The organism is Streptomyces sp. NPDC088746, assembly GCF_044751065.1.
GTDB lineage: Bacteria > Actinomycetota > Actinomycetes > Streptomycetales > Streptomycetaceae > Streptomyces.
The window spans coordinates 1,535,613-1,557,609 of record NZ_JBIVLA010000001.1 but is presented as its reverse complement, the minus strand read 5'-3'; the positions used below and the strand labels follow the sequence as shown (position 1 = coordinate 1,557,609).

Annotated in this window: 18 protein-coding genes and 1 rRNA gene; 11 read left to right on the top strand and 8 right to left on the bottom strand. The window is 70.4% G+C overall.

Features of this window, described 5'->3' with window-relative positions; genetic code table 11:
• Positions 1-152: 152 nt before the first annotated feature.
• Positions 153-269: ribosomal RNA gene (gene rrf / locus ACIP63_RS07265) — 5S ribosomal RNA — on the top strand.
• Between the two features lie 137 nt (positions 270-406).
• Here the strand turns inward: rrf and ACIP63_RS07260 are convergent.
• From ACIP63_RS07260 to ACIP63_RS07240, 5 genes are read right to left on the bottom strand one after another with little or no spacing between them, the layout of a single operon-like run.
• Complete coding sequence (locus ACIP63_RS07260; RefSeq protein ID WP_401512205.1) at positions 407-1,720, bottom strand: DUF58 domain-containing protein; 1,314 nt, start codon at positions 1,718-1,720, stop codon at positions 407-409.
• Positions 1,721-1,730: 10 nt separating this feature from the next.
• Positions 1,731-2,750, bottom strand: a complete 1,020-nt coding sequence (locus tag ACIP63_RS07255) for an AAA family ATPase (RefSeq protein ID WP_401512204.1) — start codon at positions 2,748-2,750, stop codon at positions 1,731-1,733.
• Complete coding sequence (locus tag ACIP63_RS07250; RefSeq protein WP_401512202.1) at positions 2,747-3,976, bottom strand: DUF4350 domain-containing protein; 1,230 nt, start codon at positions 3,974-3,976, stop codon at positions 2,747-2,749. Before ACIP63_RS07250 ends, ACIP63_RS07255 begins: the two co-directional genes overlap by 4 nt.
• The gene (locus ACIP63_RS07245) at positions 3,973-4,665 is read right to left on the bottom strand and encodes a DUF4129 domain-containing protein (protein ID WP_401512200.1); all 693 of its coding nucleotides are present in this window, start codon (positions 4,663-4,665) and stop codon (positions 3,973-3,975) included. The genes ACIP63_RS07250 and ACIP63_RS07245 overlap by 4 nt, the downstream gene beginning before the upstream one ends.
• A gap of 4 nt (positions 4,666-4,669) precedes the next feature.
• Positions 4,670-5,878, bottom strand: a complete 1,209-nt coding sequence (locus ACIP63_RS07240) for a glycerophosphoryl diester phosphodiesterase membrane domain-containing protein (protein WP_401512199.1) — start codon at positions 5,876-5,878, stop codon at positions 4,670-4,672.
• Between the two features lie 140 nt (positions 5,879-6,018).
• Here ACIP63_RS07240 and mtnA point away from each other — a divergent pair, with 140 nt between their 5' ends.
• The 7 genes from mtnA to ACIP63_RS07205 all read left to right on the top strand — a co-directional run bounded on the left by mtnA (position 6,019) and on the right by ACIP63_RS07205 (position 14,537).
• A complete protein-coding gene (mtnA, locus tag ACIP63_RS07235) occupies positions 6,019-7,167 on the top strand; it encodes an S-methyl-5-thioribose-1-phosphate isomerase (protein WP_401512197.1) in 1,149 nt (382 codons plus the stop codon).
• A gap of 4 nt (positions 7,168-7,171) precedes the next feature.
• Positions 7,172-7,861, top strand: a complete 690-nt coding sequence (mtrA, locus tag ACIP63_RS07230) for a two-component system response regulator MtrA (RefSeq protein WP_187281934.1) — start codon at positions 7,172-7,174, stop codon at positions 7,859-7,861.
• Between the two features lies 1 nt (position 7,862).
• Positions 7,863-9,896 (top strand): MtrAB system histidine kinase MtrB, encoded by a 2,034-nt coding sequence (gene mtrB, locus ACIP63_RS07225; protein ID WP_401512195.1) that lies wholly within the window; start codon positions 7,863-7,865, stop codon positions 9,894-9,896.
• A 22-nt stretch (positions 9,897-9,918) separates the two neighbouring features.
• Positions 9,919-11,745 carry an LpqB family beta-propeller domain-containing protein gene (locus ACIP63_RS07220; protein WP_401512295.1) on the top strand — a complete coding sequence of 609 codons (1,827 nt, stop codon included), beginning with the start codon at positions 9,919-9,921 and terminating at the stop codon, positions 11,743-11,745.
• A 106-nt stretch (positions 11,746-11,851) separates the two neighbouring features.
• The gene (locus tag ACIP63_RS07215; protein WP_401512193.1) at positions 11,852-12,568 is read left to right on the top strand and encodes a ComF family protein; all 717 of its coding nucleotides are present in this window, start codon (positions 11,852-11,854) and stop codon (positions 12,566-12,568) included.
• A gap of 329 nt (positions 12,569-12,897) precedes the next feature.
• A complete protein-coding gene (gene hpf / locus ACIP63_RS07210; RefSeq protein ID WP_401512192.1) occupies positions 12,898-13,587 on the top strand; it encodes a ribosome hibernation-promoting factor, HPF/YfiA family in 690 nt (229 codons plus the stop codon).
• Between the two features lie 197 nt (positions 13,588-13,784).
• Positions 13,785-14,537, top strand: coding sequence for a response regulator (locus tag ACIP63_RS07205; protein WP_401512190.1), 753 nt, complete (start codon positions 13,785-13,787; stop codon positions 14,535-14,537).
• Positions 14,538-14,560: 23 nt separating this feature from the next.
• Here the strand turns inward: ACIP63_RS07205 and ACIP63_RS07200 are convergent, their stop codons facing one another.
• Together ACIP63_RS07200 and ACIP63_RS07195 are read right to left on the bottom strand one after the other, a co-directional pair.
• On the bottom strand, positions 14,561-15,736 hold the full coding sequence (locus ACIP63_RS07200) for a winged helix-turn-helix domain-containing protein (RefSeq protein WP_401512188.1): 1,176 nt from the start codon (positions 15,734-15,736) through the stop codon (positions 14,561-14,563).
• A gap of 10 nt (positions 15,737-15,746) precedes the next feature.
• Positions 15,747-16,337: a GNAT family N-acetyltransferase gene (locus ACIP63_RS07195; RefSeq protein WP_401512187.1), complete on the bottom strand. Its 591-nt coding sequence runs from the start codon at positions 16,335-16,337 to the stop codon at positions 15,747-15,749.
• A gap of 241 nt (positions 16,338-16,578) precedes the next feature.
• Here ACIP63_RS07195 and secA point away from each other — a divergent pair, with 241 nt between their 5' ends.
• Complete coding sequence (gene secA / locus ACIP63_RS07190) at positions 16,579-19,401, top strand: preprotein translocase subunit SecA (RefSeq protein ID WP_401512185.1); 2,823 nt, start codon at positions 16,579-16,581, stop codon at positions 19,399-19,401.
• A 303-nt stretch (positions 19,402-19,704) separates the two neighbouring features.
• Here secA and ACIP63_RS07185 read toward each other — a convergent pair whose 3' ends face one another.
• A complete protein-coding gene (locus ACIP63_RS07185; protein WP_401512183.1) occupies positions 19,705-20,121 on the bottom strand; it encodes an Rv3235 family protein in 417 nt (138 codons plus the stop codon).
• Positions 20,122-20,400: 279 nt separating this feature from the next.
• Between ACIP63_RS07185 and ACIP63_RS07180 the strand changes: the two genes are divergently transcribed.
• Complete coding sequence (locus tag ACIP63_RS07180; RefSeq protein WP_401512181.1) at positions 20,401-20,907, top strand: DUF6912 family protein; 507 nt, start codon at positions 20,401-20,403, stop codon at positions 20,905-20,907.
• Positions 20,908-20,970: 63 nt separating this feature from the next.
• Positions 20,971-21,642 (top strand): HAD family hydrolase, encoded by a 672-nt coding sequence (locus ACIP63_RS07175; RefSeq protein WP_401512180.1) that lies wholly within the window; start codon positions 20,971-20,973, stop codon positions 21,640-21,642.
• Positions 21,643-21,997: the final 355 nt, after the last annotated feature.

The window sequence follows — 21,997 nt, the reverse complement described above, 5'->3', positions numbered from 1 at the left end:
GTTGATAGGCCAGATGTGGAAGCCCGGTAACGGGTGGAGCTGACTGGTACTAATAGGCCGAGGGCTTGTCCTCAGTTGCTCGCGTCCACTGTGTTAGTTCTGAAATAACGAACGGCCGTGTTGTGTTCCGGTGTTGGTTAATTTCATAGTGTTTCGGTGGTCATTGCGTTAGGGAAACGCCCGGTTACATTCCGAACCCGGAAGCTAAGCCTTTCAGCGCCGATGGTACTGCAGGGGGGACCCTGTGGGAGAGTAGGACGCCGCCGAACAATTATTCCGGGAAAGCCCCGTGCCCTTGTGGCACGGGGCTTTTCTGCGTTCACGGCCTGATCGGAGCCGACAGGCTCCGCTCCGCTCCGATCCCCGGAGTGGAGCGGAGCCTGTGGAGCCTGCCCGTGCGTACCTTTTACAGTCGGCCGGCCGCTTTCAGTGCGAGGTAGGCGTCAGCCAGGGCCGGGGCCAGTTTGTCGGGCGTGGCATCGACGACCGTGACGCCATGACGCCGGAGCTGGTCCGCAGTGCGGTGGCGCTGAGCTTGTGCCTGCGTGCCTGCGGCGGCCTCGTAGATCGCGTCCACCGTGCCCCGCGCGTGGGTCATCGCTTCGACGTGGGGGTCCGCCACCGCTGCGACCAGAACAGTGTGGCGCTGGGTGAGTTGCGGGAGGACGGGCAGGAGGCCCTCCTCGATGGGCGCGGCGTCCAGACTCGTCAGCAGGACGATCAAGGAGCGCCGGGGTGCGCTCGCCAGCGCGGCCGTGCTCAGACCACGCGCGTCGGTCTCCACGAGTTCGGGCTCCAGAGTGGCCAGGGTGCTGACGAGGGTCGACAGGACGTCTCCTCTCGCTGTTCTCCCCTGTACCCGGGCCCGGACACGCCTGTCGTAGGCGATCAGGTTCACACGGTCGCCGGCGCGGGTGGCGAGCGCGGTGAGGAGGAGGGTCGCGTCCATGGCTGCGTCGAGTCGCGGTACATCTCCTACCCGGCCCGCCGATGTGCGTCCGGTGTCGAGGACGACGAGGATGTGGCGGTCGCGTTCGGGGCGCCAGGTGCGGACGGCGACCGCGGACTGGCGTGCGGTGGCCCGCCAGTCGATGGAACGGGTGTCGTCTCCTGGTACATAGGCGCGCAGGCTGTCGAACTCCGTGCCTTCTCCACGTGTGAGAACGCTGGTCCGGCCGTCGAGTTCCCGAAGCCGGGCCAGACGCGAAGGCAGGTGCTTCCGGCTCGTGAAGGGCGGCAGCACGCGGACCGTCCAGGGGACGCGGTGGTACCCCTGCCGGGCCGCGAGACCGAGGGGACCGAACGACCGGACAGTGACGCGGTCGGCCTGGCGGTCGCCACGCCGCGACGGGCGCAGGAAGGTGGTCAGGCGGTGGCGTTCTCCGGCGGCTACACCGAACTGATGGCGGGACGAGGCCTGTTCGGACTCCGAGGCCCAGCTGCTGGGGGGCCATGCGTCGCGGAGGTGGGCGCGGAGCCGGCGCCGGGACGGATTGGTCACGGTGAGTTGCACTGCCGCGGTGTCGCCGAGTCGAACGGATGTATCACCGGATCGGGTGAACTGCAGCGTACGCACTGGCGCAGCCAGGGCGTAGTCGCACAGAATTGCCAGTGAGAGCGGGACATCGACCGCGAGCATGCCCGTCCAACTCGGGGCGAGGATGCCTACGGGGAGTGACCCCAGAGCCGCTACCAGGGCGGCCCGTCCGGTGAGGGCCATGGTCACCGCCTCACCGGGGGACGGGGACGTGGGCGAGGACAGAGGTGATGACGGAGTCCGGGGTGACTCCCTCCATCTCCGCTTCCGGCCGCAGTTGTATGCGATGACGGAGTGTGGGCAGAGCGAGGGCTTTCACATCGTCCGGGATCACGTAGTCCCGGCCCGTGAGCCAGGCCCATGCCCGCGCGGTGGAGAGCAGCGCCGTGGCTCCTCGGGGGGAGGCCCCGAGGGTGAGTGAGGGGGATTCGCGCGTGGCACGACAGATATCCACGACATAGGCGGCGATCTCGGGAGAGACCGAGGTCCTGGCGACGGCGGCGCGTGCCGCTTCGAGGTCGGCGGGGCCGGCGACGGGCTGTATGCCTGCTGCCTTGAGGTCACGTGGGTCGAACCCGTCCGCATGGCGCGTGAGCACGTTGATCTCGTCCTCGCGTGAGGGGAGGGGGACGGTCAGTTTGAGGAGGAAGCGGTCCAGCTGGGCCTCGGGCAGCGGGTAGGTGCCCTCGTATTCGACAGGGTTCTGGGTGGCCGCCACCAGGAAGGGGTCGGGCAGCGGCCGTGGGGACCCGTCGATGGTGACCTGACGTTCCTCCATGGCCTCCAGCAGGGAGGACTGTGTCTTGGGAGGGGTTCGGTTGATCTCGTCGGCGAGCAGGAGGTTGGTGAACACCGGTCCGGGCTGGAAGGAGAACTCGGCGGTCCGGGCGTCGTAGACGAGTGAGCCCGTGACGTCGCTCGGCATGAGGTCCGGGGTGAACTGGACGCGCTTGGTGTCCAGTTCGAGCGAGGCGGCAAGTGCGCGGACCAGGAGGGTTTTCGCCACTCCGGGCACGCCCTCCAGGAGGACGTGGCCTCGGCAGAGGAGAGCGACGACCAGTCCGGTGACGGCCGGGTCCTGGCCGACCACGGCCTTGGCGATCTCGGAACGCAGGGCTTCCAGGGATGCGCGGGCGCTGTCGGAGTTCGCCGGGGCCACAGGGGCCCCTGCGGTTGCCGCAAGCTCGGCGGTCTCCGGGGTCGGGGCGCTCATGACGTGCGTACCTCTCTTTCGAGGGCGTCGAGTTGATCGGTCAGAAGGACGAGCGCGGCGTCATCAGCCGGCGCAGGGCCGAAAAGGAGGTCGCCGAGGTCGCTGCCCGGGCTGCTCAGGCGTGTGGCGACGGCGGGAAGGAGCACCTCGTGGGAATCGGCGTCACGGGGGGACACACCGACGAGGGGGGAGATGCGGTTCCGGGTGGCGGAGCGCAGTTCGGCAGCGGCGCGGTCGCGGGCGTCGGCCTTGCGGTAGAGGCGGGCCCGTCCTTCAGCGGATTCGGAGGCCCTGATGGCCACCGGCAGGTGCTCGGTGACCAGGGGGCCGAGGCGACGGGCGCGCCAGACGGCGGCGAGCACGGCGGCGAGGGCCAGTTGGAGGGTGCCCCAGAGCCAGCCGGAGGGGATGAGGCCGAGGAAGCCGCTCTCTCCTTCGGTTCCGACGTGACCGTCGTCGTCACGTCCGGCCGCGCCGCCTTCGGCGGCGGAGGGATCGTCGAGCGAGGGGAGGTACCAGACGAGATGCGGGCGGGAGCCGAGGAGTTGCAGGCCCAGCGAGGCGTTGCCCTGCTGGTCGAGCCGGTCGTTGTAGAGGAAGTCGGGGGAGCCGAGCAGCACGGTGTCGCCGGCTCTCTGCCCCGGCAGGACAAGCAGGGAGGCGAGTCCGTCGTCCGGGTAGCAGGCGGTGGCCCGGCGTGCGTCCGTCGCGTAGTGGATGCCGCCCATGTCGGTGGTCCCCGCAGTGCGGGCCGCGGGGAGTTCGCAGCGTGGGGGGCGTGCGGTGACCGGTCCGTGGGCTTCCGGGTGCACGCCGGGGGCGAGCCGGGCCACGGAGGGGCTGCCAGGGGCGACGAGCACGGTGCGGCCCCCGGAGCCGGTGGTCGCCGTGTGAAGGCGCCGCTGCTGATGTGCGGTGAGCACGTTGGGTCCGGCGACGAGCAGGGTGGTGTCGGGGCCCACGGCGCCGGTGGCCTCGTCGAGGGTGGTGGCGACCTCGACGGATACGCCGCGGTCCTTGAGGAGTTCGGCGACGGCGCGGCTGCCGTAGGGGTCCGCGGAGCGGGGATCGAGCCGGCCGTGCTGGCCGCCGGAGCGGACGGCGGCGAGGGCGACCCCGGCGATGACGAGGATGAGGAGGGCGAGCAGCAGCCCCCGGGCGCGCTGCCAGATCTGTTGGGGGCTGCGGGATTCCGAGGTGGTGGGAACGGCCGCGACGGCGGTCATCCGGCGACCCCTCGGGCCGGACTGGCGGTCAGCAGGGGCTTGGCGGCCTCGAGTTCCAGGTCGAGGGTGCGCAGGGTCAGGTATGCGGCCTCGTCAGCGGTGCGGCCCCCGTACGTGACGTCGTCGAAGAGGCGGGCGGCGGCGCGGAGCCGGCCGGCGTGTGCGGGCATCAGCCGGCCCGCCTCGGCGGCCGCCTCGTCCGCGGTGCGGCCGGGGCGTGGGTCGAGCACGGCCCGGTCCTCCAGGGAGCGTACGAGGGCGCGCATCCGTTCCTGGACGGCTGCGGTCCAGCGCCGGGCTTCGGCGTGCGCGGCGGCGGCGGTCCGGTGGTCGGCCGCGCTGCGGGTGGTGCTGTCGAAGAGCGTCTCAGGCGAACGGGGAGCTCGCCGCGGTGTGCCGAGCCTCCACCACAGGGCGGCCCCCAGGCCGGCGACGGCCAGAGCGAGCACGACGAGTCCCAGCGGGCCGCCGGGGGCGGCGTCGGCGGCGCCGGCGAAGAGGTCACCGACCCAGTCCCAGAAGCGGTCGAGACCGCGTTCGAGGAGGTTCGGGTCGTGTTCGTGGTACATCGGGTCGGACAGTTCGTCCCGCGCCGCCTCGCGGGCGGGGACGCGTGAAGTGTCCACGGGTGTGTCCTCGCCCGCCCGGATGAGTCGTGCCGCTGCGGTGGTTCCCCCCACCCCCGTCACCGCATCAGCTCCTGGGAGTGTCGTAGCCGGGCACGCCCGCGGCCCGGGCCAGTTCGAGGTCGAGGGCTTCGCGGCGGATGCGCTGGTCGACGTAGAGCAGGGCCATCACTCCAGCGGTGAAGGGGTAGGCGAGTGTCGAGACGATCACTTCGCCGATGCCCGTGATGATGAGGAAGGGCCAGCCGTAGTCCGTCGAGCTGCTGTTGAGGAACTCGCTCAGGCCGTCGCTGTCCACGCTCACCGCGATGATGCCGAACGGAATAGCGATGATCAAGGTCAGGACGATGACCAGCAGGTAGGTGAGGGCCAGGATGCCGAACGTCCGCCACCAGTTCCCTCTGACCAGTTTGGCGGACCGGCGGAGCGAGGTGATCACGGACTGTCGTTCCAGCATCAGCGCCGGCGCCGCGAGCGTGAAGCGGATCATCAGCCAGAGAACGACGCCGCAGGAGGCGAGGAAGCCGAGGAAGGTCAGGGCGAGTCCGCCCGCACCGCCGCCGAGAGCCAGGCCGGGAAGCAGGCCCACCGCCATGATGGCGGCGCTCATCACGCTCAGCAGAAGAGTCAGCCCGAGGAGCGGGAGGAGCCGGGGGCGAGCCTCGGCCCATGCCTCGGAGAGCGTCAGGCTCCGGCCGAGCACGGAGCGGCTGATCACCACGGTGAGGACGGAGGTCGTGATGAGCGTGGCGATCATCGCGACGAGCGTGCCGGGGGCGCTGTTGATCAGCTGGGACTGTGCCGAGTCGGTGGCCTGGCGGAGCGCCTCCGCCCCGGTCGCGTTCGGGTCGACCGACTCCTGCTCGGGCAGCACGTAGCGCTGCAGGAGGATGATCACGATCTCGGCGATCACGGAGACGGTGAGGCTGATGCCCAGCACCGTGCGCCAGTGGGTGCGCATGGTGGACACCGCGCCGTCGAGGATCTCGCCGACCCCCAGAGGGCGGAGCGGGATGACGCCGGGCTTCGCAGCCATGGGCCGGCGGCCCCACCCGGAACCCTGCGGCATGCCGCCCCAGCCCGGAGCGGTTGGCGGCGCGCCCGGGCCGGTGCCGGGGGCGCTCGGCGGAGACCACTGCCCCGGAGGTGGCTGTGCGGGAGACCACTGTCCGGCGGACCCGCTTCCGTCGACGGGAGCGGAGGGTTTGGGAATGCCCGTCTCCTGGCCGTCGGAGGGGGCGGATCCGGGCGAAGCCCAGCCCGGAGAGTCGTTCATCGTCGCTCCTTCACAGTCCTGTCCGCTCATCGGGGCGGCAGGTTGCCAGCCATCGTGCCACGCGTCGGTCCGGTGCGGGTCTGGCGCTGTATCTCCTTCTTGCCTTCGTGCACGGGCGGTTCAGCGGGCAGACTGGGCAGATGGCTGATCAGGACGCGCAATCGCCGGTGGGCATCGAGCCTCCGGCCCTCTCCGTACTCCGCTGGGACGAGCCCCCGGAAGGTCCTGCGGTGGTGCTCCTCGACCAGACGCGGCTGCCCGCCGAGGAGGCCGAGCTGGTGTGCGCCGACGTGCCCGCGCTGGTGCGGGCGATCCGGACTCTCGCGGTGCGAGGGGCACCTCTGCTGGGTATCGCCGGGGGGTACGGGGTGGCGCTGGCCGCTGCCCGGGGTGAGGACGTGGCTCAGGCCGCGGAGCTGCTGGAACAGGCGCGGCCCACCGCGGTGAACCTCGGGTACGGGGCCCGGCGGGTGGCGCGGGCGTACCGGGCGGCGGCCGGGAGCGGGGCCGGCCCGGAGGCGGCGGCCGTGGCGGCCCTGGCCGAGGCGCGGTCCCTGCATCAGGAGGACGCGGCGGCCAGCGCGAGGATGGCGCGGTACGGTCTGGAGCTGCTCGGGGAGCTCCTTCCGGGCGGAGGCGGGCACCGGCTGCTGACCCACTGCAACACCGGGGCACTCGTGTCCGGTGGTGCGGGGACCGCGTTCGCGGTGGCGCTGAGGGCGCACCGGAAGGGCAGCCTGGGGCGGCTGTGGGTGGACGAGACCCGGCCGCTGCTCCAGGGCGCCCGGCTCACGGCGTACGAGGCGGCGAGGAACGGGATGCCGTACAGCTTGCTCACGGACAACGCGGCGGGTTCGCTGTTTGCGGCGGGGGAGGTGGATGCCGTAATCATCGGGGCGGACCGCATCGCCGCGGACGGCTCGGTGGCCAACAAGGTGGGGAGCTATCCGTTGGCGGTGCTCGCGAAGTACCACCATGTGCCGTTCCTCGTCGTGGCGCCCACGACGACGATCGATCTGGAGACGGTGGACGGCACATCGATCGTCGTGGAGCAGCGTTCCGCGGCGGAAGTGACAGAGTTCACATCTCGGCCGGGTGCTCCGGCCGGGGGCGAGGGCGGCGGAACGGTCGTCGCGCCCCTGGGAACCCATGCGTACAACCCCGCATTCGACATCACGCCGCCCGAACTGGTCACGGCGATCGTCACGGAGGAGGGCGTCATTTCCCCGGTCACGGGGGTCGGACTGGCAGAGCTGTGTGCCAGGTCATCGCAGGTAACGATTAGCTAATGGGATGATGTCGTTTATGAAGGGACGCGTCCTTGTCGTCGACGACGACACCGCACTGGCCGAGATGCTCGGCATTGTGCTGCGGGGAGAAGGTTTCGAGCCGTCGTTCGTAGCGGACGGCGACAAGGCACTGGCCGCATTTCGTGAGGCCAAGCCCGACCTGGTGCTGCTGGACCTCATGCTGCCCGGAAGGGACGGCATCGAGGTCTGCAGGCTGATCAGGGCCGAGTCGGGTGTGCCGATCGTCATGCTCACTGCCAAGAGCGACACGGTGGATGTGGTGGTGGGCCTGGAATCCGGGGCCGACGACTACATCGTCAAGCCGTTCAAACCGAAGGAGTTGGTTGCCCGGATCAGGGCGCGTTTGCGGAGGTCCGAAGAGCCCGCGCCGGAACAGCTGGCGATCGGTGACCTGGTCATCGACGTGGCCGGTCACTCGGTGAAGCGGGAGGGGCAGTCCATCGCCCTCACCCCGCTGGAGTTCGACCTGCTGGTCGCCCTCGCCCGGAAGCCGTGGCAGGTCTTCACCCGTGAGGTGCTGCTCGAGCAGGTCTGGGGCTATCGCCACGCGGCCGACACCCGTCTGGTGAACGTGCACGTCCAGCGGCTGCGCTCGAAGGTGGAGAAGGACCCGGAGCGGCCGGAGATCGTCGTGACCGTCCGTGGTGTCGGTTACAAGGCCGGACCGAGCTGACATGACCCTGGGCAGCGCTGCTCCGCCACCCGGGGTGCCCGGGGCCCGTACGGAGCGGGCTGCCGGTCCGGCACGGAGTGCTCCTCGTTTCGGCCGGGCCCCGTTGGGCGGCCGGTTGTTCCGCGACCGGACGCCCGGCGGCCCCGTGCCCCGGCTGCTGATGCGATGGATCCGTGGCCCGCTGCTGCCCGCTGTCCGCCTGTGGCGGCGCAATCTGCAGCTCCGCGTCGTGGCGGGCACGCTGCTGATGTCCATCGCCGTGGTGCTGCTCCTCGGTTTCGTCGTGATCGGGCAGGTCCGTAACGGCCTGCTGGAGGCGAAGGGCAAGGCCGCGCAGACACAGGCGGCCGGCGGCTTCGCGGCCGCCCAGACGAACGCCAACGCGCCTCTCGTCCCGGGTGACCAGAGCGAGGAGGGCGCCGACGGCATGACGGCCAACACCTCCTGGCGCACCGAGCTCGTGGACCAGTTGGCCAGTGGTGGCACGAACGCCTTCAACGTGGTGGCGCTCAGCCCCGGCTCCGCCGGGCACGGCACCACCAGCCGCGCCCCGCGCGGCTCGGGCAGCGTGGACGCCTCCAGCATCCCGCAGAAGCTGCGGGACGACGTGGGCAAGGGCGCGGGTGCCTTCCAGACGTACTCGCTGATCAAGTACTCCCACGGGAAGCACGCGGAGCCCGGGCTCGTCGTGGGCAAGCGGCTCTACGACGTCGACCACAACCCGTACGAGCTGTACTACCTCTTCCCGCTCACGCAGGAGGAGAAGTCGCTGACACTGGTGACGACGACCCTGGCCACGGCCGGCCTGTTCGTGGTCGTGCTGCTCGGTGCCATCGCCTGGTTCGTGGTGCGCCAGGTCGTCACGCCCGTGCGGATGGCGGCGGGGATCGCCGAGAGGCTTTCCGCGGGGAGGCTCCAGGAGCGGATGAAGGTCACCGGTGAGGACGACATCGCGCGCCTCGGCGAGGCCTTCAACAAGATGGCGCAGAACCTCCAGCTGAAGATCCAGCAGCTGGAGGAGCTCTCCCGTATGCAGCGGCGTTTCGTCTCGGACGTCAGCCATGAGCTGCGCACCCCGCTGACGACCGTGCGGATGGCCGCCGACGTCATCCATGAGGCGCGTGTCGACTTCGACCCGGTCACGGCCCGGTCCGCGGAGCTGCTGGGGGACCAGCTCGACCGCTTCGAGTCGCTCCTCTCCGATCTGCTGGAGATCAGCAGGTTCGACGCGGGCGCCGCGGCGCTGGAGGCCGAGCCGATAGATCTGCGTACGGTCGTCCGGAGGGTGATCGGCGGTGCCGAGCCGCTGGCGGAGCGCAAGGGCACCCGGATCCGGGTGGTGGGTGACGAACAGCCCGTGGTCGCGGAGGCCGACGCGCGCCGGGTCGAGCGGGTCCTGCGCAATCTCGTCGTCAACGCCGTCGAGCACGGTGAGGGACGGGACGTCATCGTGCGGATGGGTGTCGCGCAGGGTGCCGTGGCCGTGGCGGTCAGGGACTACGGCGTGGGGCTCAAGCCGGGCGAGGCCACCCGGGTCTTCAACCGCTTCTGGCGGGCGGATCCGGCACGTGCCCGCACCACCGGTGGCACCGGTCTGGGGCTGTCGATCGCCGTCGAGGACGCCCGTCTGCACGGAGGCTGGCTGCAGGCCTGGGGCGAGCCCGGTGGCGGCTCGCAGTTCCGGCTGACCCTGCCGCGCACGGCGGACGAGCCGTTGCGCGGTTCGCCGATACCGCTGGAGCCGGAGGACTCCCGGCGCAACCGGGAGGACCGTGAGCGTGCGGAGGCGGTGCCGGCGGTGAGCGAACAGCGACTGATGTCCGTACCGAGCCAGACAGGTTCCACGGCGCGCTCGCACCTGGCCGTGCCGGCGCACGGGCCCGCGGCGCCGCGTGTGGCGACGTCGGTCGACCCGACGGCTCTGCCGGGCAGCGGAGCACGTGTGGTGTCGCGTCCGGCCGGTGGCCGGGCGGGTGGGGGCGCCGACCCAGAGACGCAGGATCCGGAGCAGGAGGACACGACTCGTGGACACTGACCGCCGTCGGGGCGGACGGGCGGTGCGGTTGTCCGTGCTGCTCGGCTGCGGCGTCATGGTGCTCGCCGGGTGCGGAGCGATGCCGGTCACCGGCGACGTGAAGGCGGTCGACGCCTCGCAGCCCGGCGATTCCCAGGTTCAGGTGTACGCCGTGCCGCCGAGGGAGGGCGCCACGCCCATCGAGGTCGTCGACGGCTTTCTGGAGTCGATGACCAGCGACGACCCCGATTTCGAGACGACCCGCACGTACCTGACGGCGGAGGCGGGCCGGAGCTGGCAGCCGGGCGAGGGCATCACGGTGCTCGCGAAGGCGCCCAACCGCAACGGGCCCACGATCCACGACAAGGCACGCGGGGCCGCCGAGACCACCTACACGCTGACCGGCGAGCAGGTGGCGGCGGTCGACGCGCAGAGTTCGTACCGCCCGCTGGCCCCGTCGGAGTACTCCCAGACGCTTCATCTGGTCCGGGAGAAAGGGACGGACGGCAAGCAGGAGTGGCGCATCGACATCGTGCCGGACGGCCTGGTGCTCGGGCAGTCCGACTTCAAGCGCCTCTACCGGTCCGTGAACAAGTACTACTTCGCCGCCGGCCGGACGGACGAGGAGGCCGCGCTGGTCGCCGACCCCGTCTACGTACGGAACCGCACGGACCCCGTCACGCGGATGGACACGGCCACGCAGACGGTGCGAACGCTGCTGGAGGGCCCGTCGAACTGGCTGCGGCCGGTGGTCGATTCGCGCTTTCCCGCGGGTACGGCGCTGAAGAGCGGGGTCACCTCGCTGACGACCGACGACCAGAACGTCCTGAAGGTGCCGCTCAACAAGAAGGCCGACAAGGTCGGGCCGGACGCCTGCCGGATGATGGCGGCCCAGGTGCTCTTCACGCTGCGCGACCTGACGTCCGCCCGGGTGGGGCAGGTGGAACTGCAGGGCAAGCAGGGTCCGCTGTGCTCCCTCGGGGCCGACGAGGCCGAGGACTTCGTCTCGGGCAATGGGTCGGACGAGCCCGACAGCCAGTACTTCGTGGACGACAAGGGGCGTGTGCAGCGCATCCCCGGAAGCACCAAGGGCAGTGGCGACCCGGAGCCGGTGACCGGTCCGCTGGGCAGCGGGACGGTGGCCATGAGCACCGTGGGTGTGGCCAGGGACGAGGAGCAGGCCGCCGCGGTCTCGGAGAATCAGCAGCATCTGTACGTGTCCTCCCTCATCGAGGAGAGCGAGCCGGCCGCCCCCGTGGTGACCAGCAGCGCCAAGAAGGCGGCGGACCGGCTGTCGGCACCGAGCTGGGACGGCAAGGGCGATCTGTGGGTCGCCGACCGTGACCCGTCGGATCCCCGGCTGCTGCGTCTGGTCGACGGTGCCGGTGAACCGCAGGAGGTGTCGGTGCCCGGCCTGAGCGGCGGGCGTATCGAGGCCCTGCGGATGTCCTCGGACGGGGTGCGGATCGCCCTGCGGGTTTCGAGGGACGGGCACACGACGCTGCTCATCGGCCGGGTCGAGCGTCACGGCTCGGGCGACACCGAGCAGGTCTCGGTGGAGGACCTGCGCCAGGCCGCGCCCCAGCTGGCCGATGTGACGGCCGTTTCCTGGTCCGGCCGCAGCCGTCTCGTGGTGGTCGGCAAGGAGGAGGGCGGTGTGCAGCAGGTGCGTTATGTCCAGGCCGACGGCTCGACGTCCTCCTCCGGGGTCCTGCCCGGTGTGAACCAGGTGACGGCTGTCGCGGCTGCCGACGACGACCAGCTCCCGCTGATGGCCGACACCGAGAGCGACGGGATAGTGAAGCTGTCGCCGGGGGACAACTGGCAGACGGTCCTCAAGGAGGGCTCCTCGCTGGTCTACCCGGGCTGAGCGGCGCGCCCGTCGGGGCAGCCCGCACCGGCCGCGCGGACAGCCCTGTCCACAGGGGTTTTCCACAGGGATGGCCGAGTGCCCGTCGGCCGGTCACAGTGGGACTGTGCGGGGTTGGTGGCAGGAGATCGTGGGACTGGTGCTGCCCGTGGCCTGCGGGGGCTGCGGCAGACCGCGGACAGAGCTGTGCGAGGAGTGCGCCGCCGGTCTGGAGGCCGGGCCGCGCCGTGTGAGGCCGACGCCCGAGCCGGCGGGTCTGCCGGCGGTCCACGCGGCGGCGCCGTACGAGAACGCCGTACGCGCGATGCTGCTGGCCCACAAGGAGCGAGGAGCACTCGGCCTCGCCGGGGTGCTCGGCGGGGCGCTGGCGGCCGCTGTGAGGGCCGGAGCGGGGCATGCGGGCGACGCGGGCCCGCTGCTGCTGGTCCCCGTGCCGTCGGCGCGGAGGGCCACGGCCGGGCGCGGGCATGACCCGGTGCGCAGGATCGCGGCCGCGGCCGCGATCGAGCTGCGGCGTGGAGGCGCGCGGGCGCGGGTGTCCGCCGTGCTGCGGCAGCGGCGTGCGGTGGCCGACCAGGCGGGGCTGGGAGCCCGGGAGCGGCAGGCGAATCTGGCGGGTGCTCTCGTCGTCGCGGACGGCGGCCGGAGGCTGCTCGACGGGGGCCGCGTCGTGCTCGTGGACGACCTGCTGACGACGGGATCGTCGCTGGCGGAGGCGGCCCGCGCGGTCCGTGGAGCGCGCCCCGGCGACGGTCCGGCCGACGGGCTCCGTGCAGCGGTTGTCGCAGCGTCTCCGTCTGCCTTCGAAATAAACCGGAACTGACAGATTACTTGCGTCGTTGCAGGTAGTGAGTGGGTAAAGGGGCCCGATCGGAGGTACGCGTGAGTAGCGGGTGCCGACACGGTGGTGGTCAGGCTATGTTCGGTTGTGAGGGACGGTGAATTCCGTGCCTCCGCGAATGCGCCACCAGGTTTCGGGCAGGTAACTCACCGGTACGCCAGAAGCATGGAAATCGGTGGGGTGGACGCCCTGCCGACGGGGGAGGAGGAGGTGACAGCCACCGAGTCCGCGGCTCCGGCGATCACCGGAGCCTGGTGCAAAAGGGAGATGCTCCGCCGCCGAAGCGGAGCGATCCGGGAACGGAGTTCTGCGTGGACATCGTCGTCAAGGGCCGCAAGACCGAGGTGCCCGAGCGGTTCCGCAAGCACGTGGCCGAGAAACTGAAGCTGGACAAGATCCAGAAGTTCGACGGCAAGGTGATCAGCCTCGACGTCGAGGTGTCCAAGGAGCCGAATCCCCGTCAGGCCGACCGTGCGGCAAGGGTGGAGATCACGCTCCACTCGCGTGGCCCGGTCATCCGGGCGGAAGCGGCAGCAGGCGACCCGTACGCAGCGCTGGACCTGGCCACCGACAAGCTGGACACCCAGCTGCGCAAGGAGCACGACAAGCGCTACAGCAGGCGCGGCAACGGCCGTCGGTCCGCAGCCGAGGTCGGAGAGGTCGTGCCGGACGCCGCCTCGTTCAACGGGGACGGTGAACTCATCCCGACGGAGCCGGAGTCGTCCGTGCCCACGACCAGGATCGGCTCGCTCGAGGTCCAGGGCGAAGGGCCGCTCGTGGTGCGTGAGAAGACGCACGTGGCAGCGCCGATGACGCTCGACCAGGCGCTCTACGAGATGGAGCTGGTCGGGCACGACTTCTACCTGTTCGTCGACTCCGAGACCAAGGAGCCCAGCGTCGTCTACCGGCGGCACGCCTATGACTACGGTGTCATTCACCTGAGGACCGACCCGCTGGCCTCCGACGGGGCGGGCGGCGCGGGCGGTGCGCTCGGCGGCTGACACCCACCGCTCACAGACGATCGCGGTGGTGCCCCTGGAAGCGTTCGCGCGCCTCCAGGGGCACCACGCGTGACCGCGAGGGCGCCGCTTCGGCGGCCAGGCATGAAATCATGGCGCCCCAGGCCAATCAGTGCTCTGTGCACTGACGTTGGCGGACAGCCTGTGACCTCAGGCAGTGGCCTTCAGGGGGAGGAACGATGGCGGACACCTTCGGGCCCGTGCGCGGGACGAACGATGCCGACAGCACTGCCGGTAAGGACTCCGTTGCGGACGACGGCAGTTCCCGCAAGGAACCCATCAGGGTTCTTGTGGTGGACGACCATGCGCTGTTCCGCAGAGGTCTGGAGATCGTCCTCGCACAGGAGGAGGACATCCAGGTCGTCGGAGAGGCGGGGGACGGGGCGGAAGCGGTCGACAAGGCGGCGGACCTGCTGCCCGACATCGTGCTGATGGACGTGAGGATGCCCAAGCGCGGCGGCATCGAGGCCTGCACCTCCATCAAGGAGGTGGCACCCAGCGCGAAGATCATCATGCTGACGATCAGCGACGAGGAAGCCGACCTCTACGAGGCGATCAAGGCGGGCGCCACCGGTTATCTGCTCAAGGAGATCTCGACCGACGAGGTGGCCACGGCCATTCGCGCGGTGGCGGACGGCCAGTCCCAGATCAGCCCGTCGATGGCGTCCAAACTACTCACCGAGTTCAAGTCGATGATTCAGCGCACCGACGAGCGCAGGCTCGTCCCCGCGCCGCGGCTCACCGAGCGGGAGCTGGAAGTGCTCAAACTCGTGGCCACCGGCATGAACAACCGTGATATCGCCAAGGAATTGTTCATTTCCGAGAACACGGTGAAGAACCACGTCCGCAATATCCTGGAGAAGCTCCAGCTGCACTCCCGGATGGAAGCCGTGGTCTATGCCATGCGGGAGAAGATCCTCGAGATCAGGTAGCGGGAAGGCGCGGTCCGTCCGGGCTATGCGAGGGCGCGGGCGATTTCCGCCATGAGCGGCTCGCGCAGGCCAGGTGCGTCGACGCGCTCCAGCCGCACCTCCGTGCAGCCGACCCAGGACGCCGCCTCCACGAGGGCCTCGGCCATGGGCGCCACGGACTTCGCGCCGTCCAGGGACACCTGGCGGGCGACCAGCGTGGCCCCGTCCCTGGCCGGGTCGACCCGGCCCCGCAGCCTGCCGCCCGCCAGCAGCGGCATCGCGAAGTAGCCGTGGATCCGCTTGGGCCGGGGGACGTACGCCTCCAGGCGATGGGTGAAGCCGAAGATCCGTTCCGTACGCGCCCGTTCCCAGATCAGTGAGTCGAAGGGGGACAGCAGCGTCGTACGGTGCCGTCCGCGCGGCTCCGAGGCGAGGGCCTCCGGGTGGGCCCAGGCAGGCTTAACCCAGCCCCGCACCGAGACCGGAACCAGCCCGGAGTCCGCCACCACCGCGTCGAACTGCTCGGCCTTGAGCCGGTGGTAGTCGGCGATGTCCGCCCGGGTGCCCACACCCAGCGACTGTCCCGCCAGGGCGACCAGCCGGCGCAGGCACTCCGTGTCGTCCAGGTCGTCATGGAGCAGAGTGTCCGGGATCGCGCGCTCGGCCAGGTCGTAGACCCGCTTCCAGCCGCGCCGCTCGGTGCACACCACCTCGCCGTACATCAGGGCCCGCTCCACGGCGACCTTGGACGCGGACCAGTCCCACCACTCCCCGCCGTTCTTCGCGCCGCCGAGCTCGGTCGCCGTCAGCGGCCCCTCGGCGCGCAGCTGCTTGATCACCGTCTCGTACGCCCCGTCGGGCAGGTCGTGATTCCAGTGCGGGCGGGCCCGGTAGGCGCGGCGGCGGAACGCGAAGTGCGGCCACTCCTCGACGGGCAGGACGCAGGCGGCGTGCGACCAGTACTCGAACGAGCGCCCGCCCGACCAGTAGGCCTCGTCGACCGCGCGTCGGCCGAGCGCGCCGAGGCGGGCGTACGGCACGAGCTCGTGCGACCTGGCCAGGACCGAGATGGTGTCCAGCTGGACCGCTCCGAGACGGCGCAGCACTCCCGGGACCCCGCCCCGGCGGTCCGGGGCGCCCAGGAGGCCCTGGGCGCGCAGCGCGATGCGGCGCGCCTGGTCGGCGGAGATTTCCAGGACGGGCGGCGGCACAGACGTCATGCGTCGAACCCTAGAGCGCGCCACTGACATCGGGGGCCGGCCGGTGGGGATGGGTGCCGGGCAGCCCCAGATCGGCCGGGAGCAGCGCGGCGTTCCACGTGTCGCGCCGTATCCCCTTGTTGAACAGGGCGGACCGCTGCTCACCCTCCATGCGGAAGCCCGCACGGAGGGCGACCGACCGTGACGGGGTGTTGCCGATCTCGGCCCGCCACTCGATGCGGTCCGCGGCGAGGGCGGTGAACGCCCAGCGGGCCGCCTCGATCAGCGCTTCCGTCGCGTAACCGGTGCCGCGGTGCTCCTTGGCCGTCCAGAAGCCCACCTCGTACGTGCCGGGCAGGACGCGGCGCATGACGCCGAATGCGCCGACGAGCTGCCCGTCGTCCCGCCGCAGTACCGCGAAGTTGTACGTCGTGTCGTCCTGCCAGCCCGCCGGTGAGAGCTTTCCGGTGAAGAGCTCCGCGTCGGCACGCGTGTACGGGGAGGGGACAACTGTCCACCGCTGGATGCCGGGGTCCTGGCACGCGGCGTGGACCGCGTCCGCGTCCTCGGGCGCGAAGGGGCGCATGAGCAGGCGTTCCGTGGTGAGCGTGGTGGGTTCCATACACGGATTCTGGTGACGGGGAGCACGGGGCGCGAGCACTTTTCGGTGCTTCCCGGCACCTTCCGTCCACTCCGGCCGTTGTCCTGGAAGGGCGCGGTGGGGAGAACGCGGCGGCAGCCCTCCCGGCGTGGCGGGGTCCTCGCTTACGATGGCCGTTGCGGTGGGGCCCACCTGCCGTGCCCGCGCCAGAGTCCATCACACGACCCAGTGCCAGGCCCGACCGGCAAGGAGACCAGCCTCAGTGTCCGTCTTCAACAAGCTCATGCGTGCAGGCGAAGGCAAGATCCTGCGCAAACTGCACCGCATCGCGGACCAGGTCAGCTCCATCGAAGAGGACTTCGTCAACCTCTCCGACGCCGAGCTGCGGGCGCTCACCGACGAGTACAAACAACGGTACGCGGACGGCGAGAGCCTGGACGACCTGCTTCCCGAAGCATTCGCGACCGTCCGTGAGGCCGCCAAGCGCGTTCTCGGACAGCGCCACTACGACGTCCAGATGATGGGCGGTGCCGCCCTGCACCTCGGCTATGTGGCCGAGATGAAGACCGGTGAGGGCAAGACCCTCGTCGGTACCCTGCCCGCGTATCTCAACGCGCTCTCCGGCAAGGGCGTGCACCTGATCACGGTCAACGACTACCTGGCCGAGCGCGACTCCGAGATGATGGGCCGGGTGCACAAGTTCCTCGGCCTCGAGGTCGGCTGCATCATCGCCAACATGACTCCGGCCCAGCGCCGCGAGCAGTACGCCTGCGACATCACGTACGGCACGAACAACGAGTTCGGCTTCGACTACCTCCGCGACAACATGGCGTGGTCCCAGGACGAGCTCGTCCAGCGCGGCCACAACTTCGCCATCGTCGACGAGGTGGACTCGATCCTGGTCGACGAGGCCCGTACCCCGCTGATCATCTCCGGCCCGGCCGACCAGGCCACCAAGTGGTACGGCGACTTCGCCAAGCTGGTCACGCGTCTCACCAGGGGTGAGGCGGGCAACCCGCTGAAGGGCATCGAGGAGACCGGCGACTACGAGGTCGACGAGAAGAAGCGGACCGTGGCCATCCACGAGCCCGGCGTCTCCAAGGTCGAGGACTGGCTCGGGATCGACAACCTCTACGAGTCGGTGAACACCCCGCTCGTCGGTTACCTGAACAACGCGATCAAGGCCAAGGAGCTCTTCAAGAACGACAAGGACTACGTCGTCATCGACGGCGAAGTCATGATCGTCGACGAGCACACCGGCCGTATCCTCGCCGGCCGCCGCTACAACGAGGGCATGCACCAGGCCATCGAGGCGAAGGAAGGGGTGGACATCAAGGACGAGAACCAGACGCTCGCCACGATCACCCTGCAGAACTTCTTCCGCCTGTACGGCAAGCTCTCCGGCATGACCGGTACGGCGATGACCGAGGCGGCCGAGTTCCACCAGATCTACAAGCTCGGCGTCGTGCCGATCCCGACGAACCGGCCCATGGTCCGTGCCGACCAGTCGGACCTGATCTACCGCACCGAGGTCGCGAAGTTCGCCGCGGTCGTCGACGACATCGCGGAGAAGCACGAGAAGGGCCAGCCGATCCTGGTCGGCACGACCTCCGTCGAGAAGTCCGAGTACCTCTCGCAGCAGCTGTCGAAGCGCGGTGTGCAGCACGAGGTCCTCAACGCCAAGCAGCACGACCGGGAAGCGCCGATCATCGCGCAGGCCGGCCGCAAGGGTGCCGTCACGGTCGCGACGAACATGGCCGGCCGCGGTACGGACATCAAGCTGGGCGGCAACCCCGACGACCTGGCCGAGGCGGACCTGCGCCAGCGCGGACTCGACCCGGTCGAGCACGTCGAGCAGTGGGCGGCCGCGCTGCCCGCGGCACTGGAGAAGGCCGAGCAGGCCGTCAAGGCCGAGCACGACGAGGTCAAGGAGCTCGGCGGGCTCTACGTCCTGGGCACCGAGCGGCACGAGTCGCGGCGTATCGACAACCAGCTGCGCGGTCGTTCCGGCCGTCAGGGCGACCCGGGCGAGTCCCGGTTCTACCTGTCGCTGGGCGACGACCTGATGCGGTTGTTCAAGGCGCAGATGGTCGAGCGCGTCATGTCGATGGCGAACGTGCCCGACGACGTGCCGATCGAGAACAAGATGGTGACGCGGGCGATCGCCTCCGCGCAGTCGCAGGTCGAGCAGCAGAACTTCGAGACGCGTAAGAACGTCCTGAAGTACGACGAGGTGCTCAACCGGCAGCGTGAGGTCATCTACGGCGAGCGCCGCCGCGTCCTGGAGGGCGAGGATCTGCAGGACCAGATCCGCCACTTCATGGACGACACGATCGACGACTACATCCGGCAGGAGACGGCCGAGGGCTTCGCGGAGGAGTGGGACCTCGACCGGCTGTGGGGCGCCTTCAAGCAGCTCTACCCGGTGAAGGTCACGGTCGAGGAGCTCGAGGAGGCCGCGGGCGACCTGGCCGGCGTGACCGCCGACTTCATCGCCGAATCGGTCAAGGACGACATCCACGAGCAGTACGCGGAGCGGGAGAAGACGCTCGGCTCGGACATCATGCGTGAGCTCGAGCGGCGCGTGGTCCTCTCGGTCCTGGACCGCAAGTGGCGTGAGCACCTCTACGAGATGGACTACCTCCAGGAGGGCATCGGCCTCCGGGCCATGGCGCAGAAGGACCCGCTGGTCGAGTACCAGCGCGAGGGCTTCGACATGTTCAACGCCATGATGGAGGGCATCAAGGAGGAGTCCGTCGGCTACCTGTTCAACCTGGAGGTCCAGGTCGAGCAGCAGGTCGAGGAGGTGCCGGTGCAGGAGGGCGCGACCTCGCTGGAGAAGCAGGACGCGCCGGTGGCGGCCGCGGCCGGTCGCCCGGAGATCCGGGCCAAGGGCCTGGACGCTCCGCAGCGTCCTGACCGGCTCCACTTCTCCGCTCCCACGGTGGACGGGGAGGGTGGCGTCGTCGAGGGCGACTTCTCCAACGGCGACGGCGACGGTGCGCGGCCCGAGGGAGACGGGATGACGCGTGCGGAGCGCCGTAAGGCGCAGAAGAGCGCGAGTGGGCGGCGCCGCAAGAAGTAGCGCGGCTCGCCTGACCTGGCCCGGACACCTTCGTGGTGTCCGGGCCAGGTGCGTTTCGTGGCCTTCTGTGGCGCTTTCCGGGGCCGGGGATGTGCCGGGGGGCCCGCCGGGCCTTCCGGGTGCGGAGGGGCGCTCCTGTGGCCCTCCGGGGCCGTCGTGCGGCTCCGGCCGCGGGGTGTCCTCGATCTCCCCCCAGACTCCGTCCCGGGGGTGCCCCCAACGGGCTTGATCCGGTGCGCTCGGCTGTCGGGTGCGGTGAGGCCGAAGCCCGGACGGGCTCGGACCGGCGAGCCCGTCCCGGGGTCATCTGACGGCGGGGAGCCGTTCGCCGCCCAGATCGATCGCGGCGCAGCGCCAGCGGAGGTCGGGCCCCTGTTCCAGGCGGAAGGCCATGGCGCGGACCTGCTCGCCCGTGGCGATGCTGGCGAAGGCCTCGACCACGCCGTCGGCCGGCCGGCTGCCGTGGCAGGTGCGTACGACCGGGCGCCGGCAGCCCGCGCCGAGCGGGGCGTCAGGGGCGAGTTCGGCGAGCTGGTCGTAGGCCTCGCCGATGGTGTGGCCCAGCATCCAGTGCACCGGGCGCTGGCCGCTGAGGACGGCGAGCAGGCGCTCCGCGAACCACTGGTGCGGGCGCAGCGGCCGCCGGGGCCGTTGTGCCGGTACCGTGCCCGGCCTGCCGCTGTCGCGTCGTCCGGCCGGCCTCGTCCTGTCCTTGCTCATGCTCGTAGCCCCCGTGGCTGCTGTCGGTGCCCGGGTGAGTACCGGGCGGTAACTTGTGCTGGGGATCTTCTACGGGGCCGGTCGTCGGCCCCGCAACCGGCGGGCGGGGCCGGCCGGGCACGCGGCATGATCACCTATCCGGGTGATGGGCCCCTCGCCGCAAGGGAATGGCGGGGGTGACGGGCGTCGCGCGGTGGACGGCGACGGGCGGATCGGTCGCCCCGAAGGGGGACGGCGCACGTATCCTGAGGGCGTCATCGACTACGAAAGCGGTCAGCCATGCGTGTGTACGTCCCCCTGACCCTCTCCGGTCTTGCCTCCGCGCACGGGGCGGGCGAGGTCGGTCCGGGGCCGCTCACCGCTTATGCCGTGACGCCCGGTCTGCGCGAGTGGTACGTCTCCGACGACATCGAGGAGCTGGAGTACGCGGCGCTCAGCCGGGCCGCCTCCGCCTCCCTGCGGCTGATCGCGGGCAGGCCGGAGGAGACCAGGCGCCGGGTCGTCGTCGCCCTCGACGTGCCGGACGGGTCGGCGGTCGCCGATCCGGACCACGTCCTGGACGCCTCCTCGCTCGGCGAGGTACGGATCGCGCACGCGGTGGCGCTGTCGAAGGCCGCGGCCGTGCACGTGGACGCCGACGACGCCGAGAAGGACGTCGCCGCGGCGGCCGCGGCGCTGGGTGCGGCGGACCTCGGCGACGACGACGCCCAGTTCACCGTGGACGGCGCGGAGGACCACGAGCTGCTGTGGTTCGGGATCCAGGAGATCCCCGGCCTGATCGCCTGACCTGCCGGGCCTGCGGCCGCCTGTGCCCGGGTGACTGTCGTACCGGGCGAGTATTTTCTACTCATGGCGACATCGGGGAAGCACCGCACACATCTGGTCTGGGACTGGAACGGCACACTGCTCGACGACATCCAGGCGGTCCTCGGGGCGTCGAACGCCGCCTTCGCGGAGGTCGACCTGGAGCCGCTCACGCTGGACCAGTACCGCGAGATGTACTGCGTGCCGATACCCAAGTTCTACGAGCGGCTCATGGGCAGGCTCCCCACCCCCGCCGAGTGGGAGCGGATGGACGGCCTCTTCCACCGCCACTACACCGAGCAGCGGACGGCCTGCGGACTGACCGAGGGCGTCGAGGAGCTGCTGGCCCGGTGGCAGCGCGGCGGCCGCAGCCAGTCGCTGCTCAGCATGTACGGCCATGAGCACCTGGTCCCGGTGGTGCGGGGATACGGCATCGAGCGTCATTTCGTACGCGTCGACGGCCGTACGGGCCCCTCCGGCGGCAGCAAGGCCCAGCAAATGGAGCGTCACTTCGAGGTGCTCGGGGACATAGCCCCCGAATCCGCCGTGGTCATCGGTGACGCGGTGGACGACGCCGTGGCAGCGGCCCATGTCGGCGCGCGGGCCGTGCTCTACACCGGGGGTTCGCACAGCCGCAGCAGCCTGGAGGCGGTGGGCGTGCCCGTGGTGGACAGCCTGGCCGAGGCGGTCGCGCTGGCCGAGCTGATGGCGGACTGAGCGGATCTGCTCGCCTGTGTGTCCTTTGTGTGTCCGTACGTGCGGCAACGATTCGGTGCGATGTCCAGAGTGTCAAAGTTCGGGGTCTTCTTTTGTACATATGCGGCTCATGACGGTTGTGGGTGCAGGAGGGATAGCCTGGTGCGGTGATCAGCGCGATACGCCTCGGGGGCAGCGAAGCCCCCGGCCTGCGCCCGGAGTGCCACAGCACCCGGGCGATGCGTGATCTCCGCGTCCCGGGCCCTCCGCCGAAAATGGCCGATATGGTCCCGGACATCTCCCCAGGCGGCATAGCGTCGAGTCAGACCGGAAACCCCGCGTCGTGGCGGTACGTCGCCTTCTTCACCTACGTCAC

Bases quoted from the DNA above. Each gene is read 5' to 3' on its own strand.
- ACIP63_RS07260 (WP_401512205.1), bottom strand. From the start codon at position 1,720: ATGGCCCTCACCGGACGGGCCGCCCTGGTAGCGGCTCTGGGGTCACTC.
- ACIP63_RS07255 (WP_401512204.1), bottom strand. From the start codon at position 2,750: ATGAGCGCCCCGACCCCGGAGACCGCCGAGCTTGCGGCAACCGCAGGG.
- ACIP63_RS07250 (WP_401512202.1), bottom strand. From the start codon at position 3,976: ATGACCGCCGTCGCGGCCGTTCCCACCACCTCGGAATCCCGCAGCCCC.
- ACIP63_RS07240 (WP_401512199.1), bottom strand. From the start codon at position 5,878: ATGAACGACTCTCCGGGCTGGGCTTCGCCCGGATCCGCCCCCTCCGAC.
- mtnA (WP_401512197.1), top strand. From the start codon at position 6,019: ATGGCTGATCAGGACGCGCAATCGCCGGTGGGCATCGAGCCTCCGGCC.
- mtrA (WP_187281934.1), top strand. From the start codon at position 7,172: ATGATGTCGTTTATGAAGGGACGCGTCCTTGTCGTCGACGACGACACC.
- mtrB (WP_401512195.1), top strand. From the start codon at position 7,863: ATGACCCTGGGCAGCGCTGCTCCGCCACCCGGGGTGCCCGGGGCCCGT.
- ACIP63_RS07205 (WP_401512190.1), top strand. From the start codon at position 13,785: ATGGCGGACACCTTCGGGCCCGTGCGCGGGACGAACGATGCCGACAGC.
- ACIP63_RS07200 (WP_401512188.1), bottom strand. From the start codon at position 15,736: ATGACGTCTGTGCCGCCGCCCGTCCTGGAAATCTCCGCCGACCAGGCG.
- ACIP63_RS07195 (WP_401512187.1), bottom strand. From the start codon at position 16,337: ATGGAACCCACCACGCTCACCACGGAACGCCTGCTCATGCGCCCCTTC.
- ACIP63_RS07185 (WP_401512183.1), bottom strand. From the start codon at position 20,121: ATGAGCAAGGACAGGACGAGGCCGGCCGGACGACGCGACAGCGGCAGG.
- ACIP63_RS07180 (WP_401512181.1), top strand. From the start codon at position 20,401: ATGCGTGTGTACGTCCCCCTGACCCTCTCCGGTCTTGCCTCCGCGCAC.
- ACIP63_RS07175 (WP_401512180.1), top strand. From the start codon at position 20,971: ATGGCGACATCGGGGAAGCACCGCACACATCTGGTCTGGGACTGGAAC.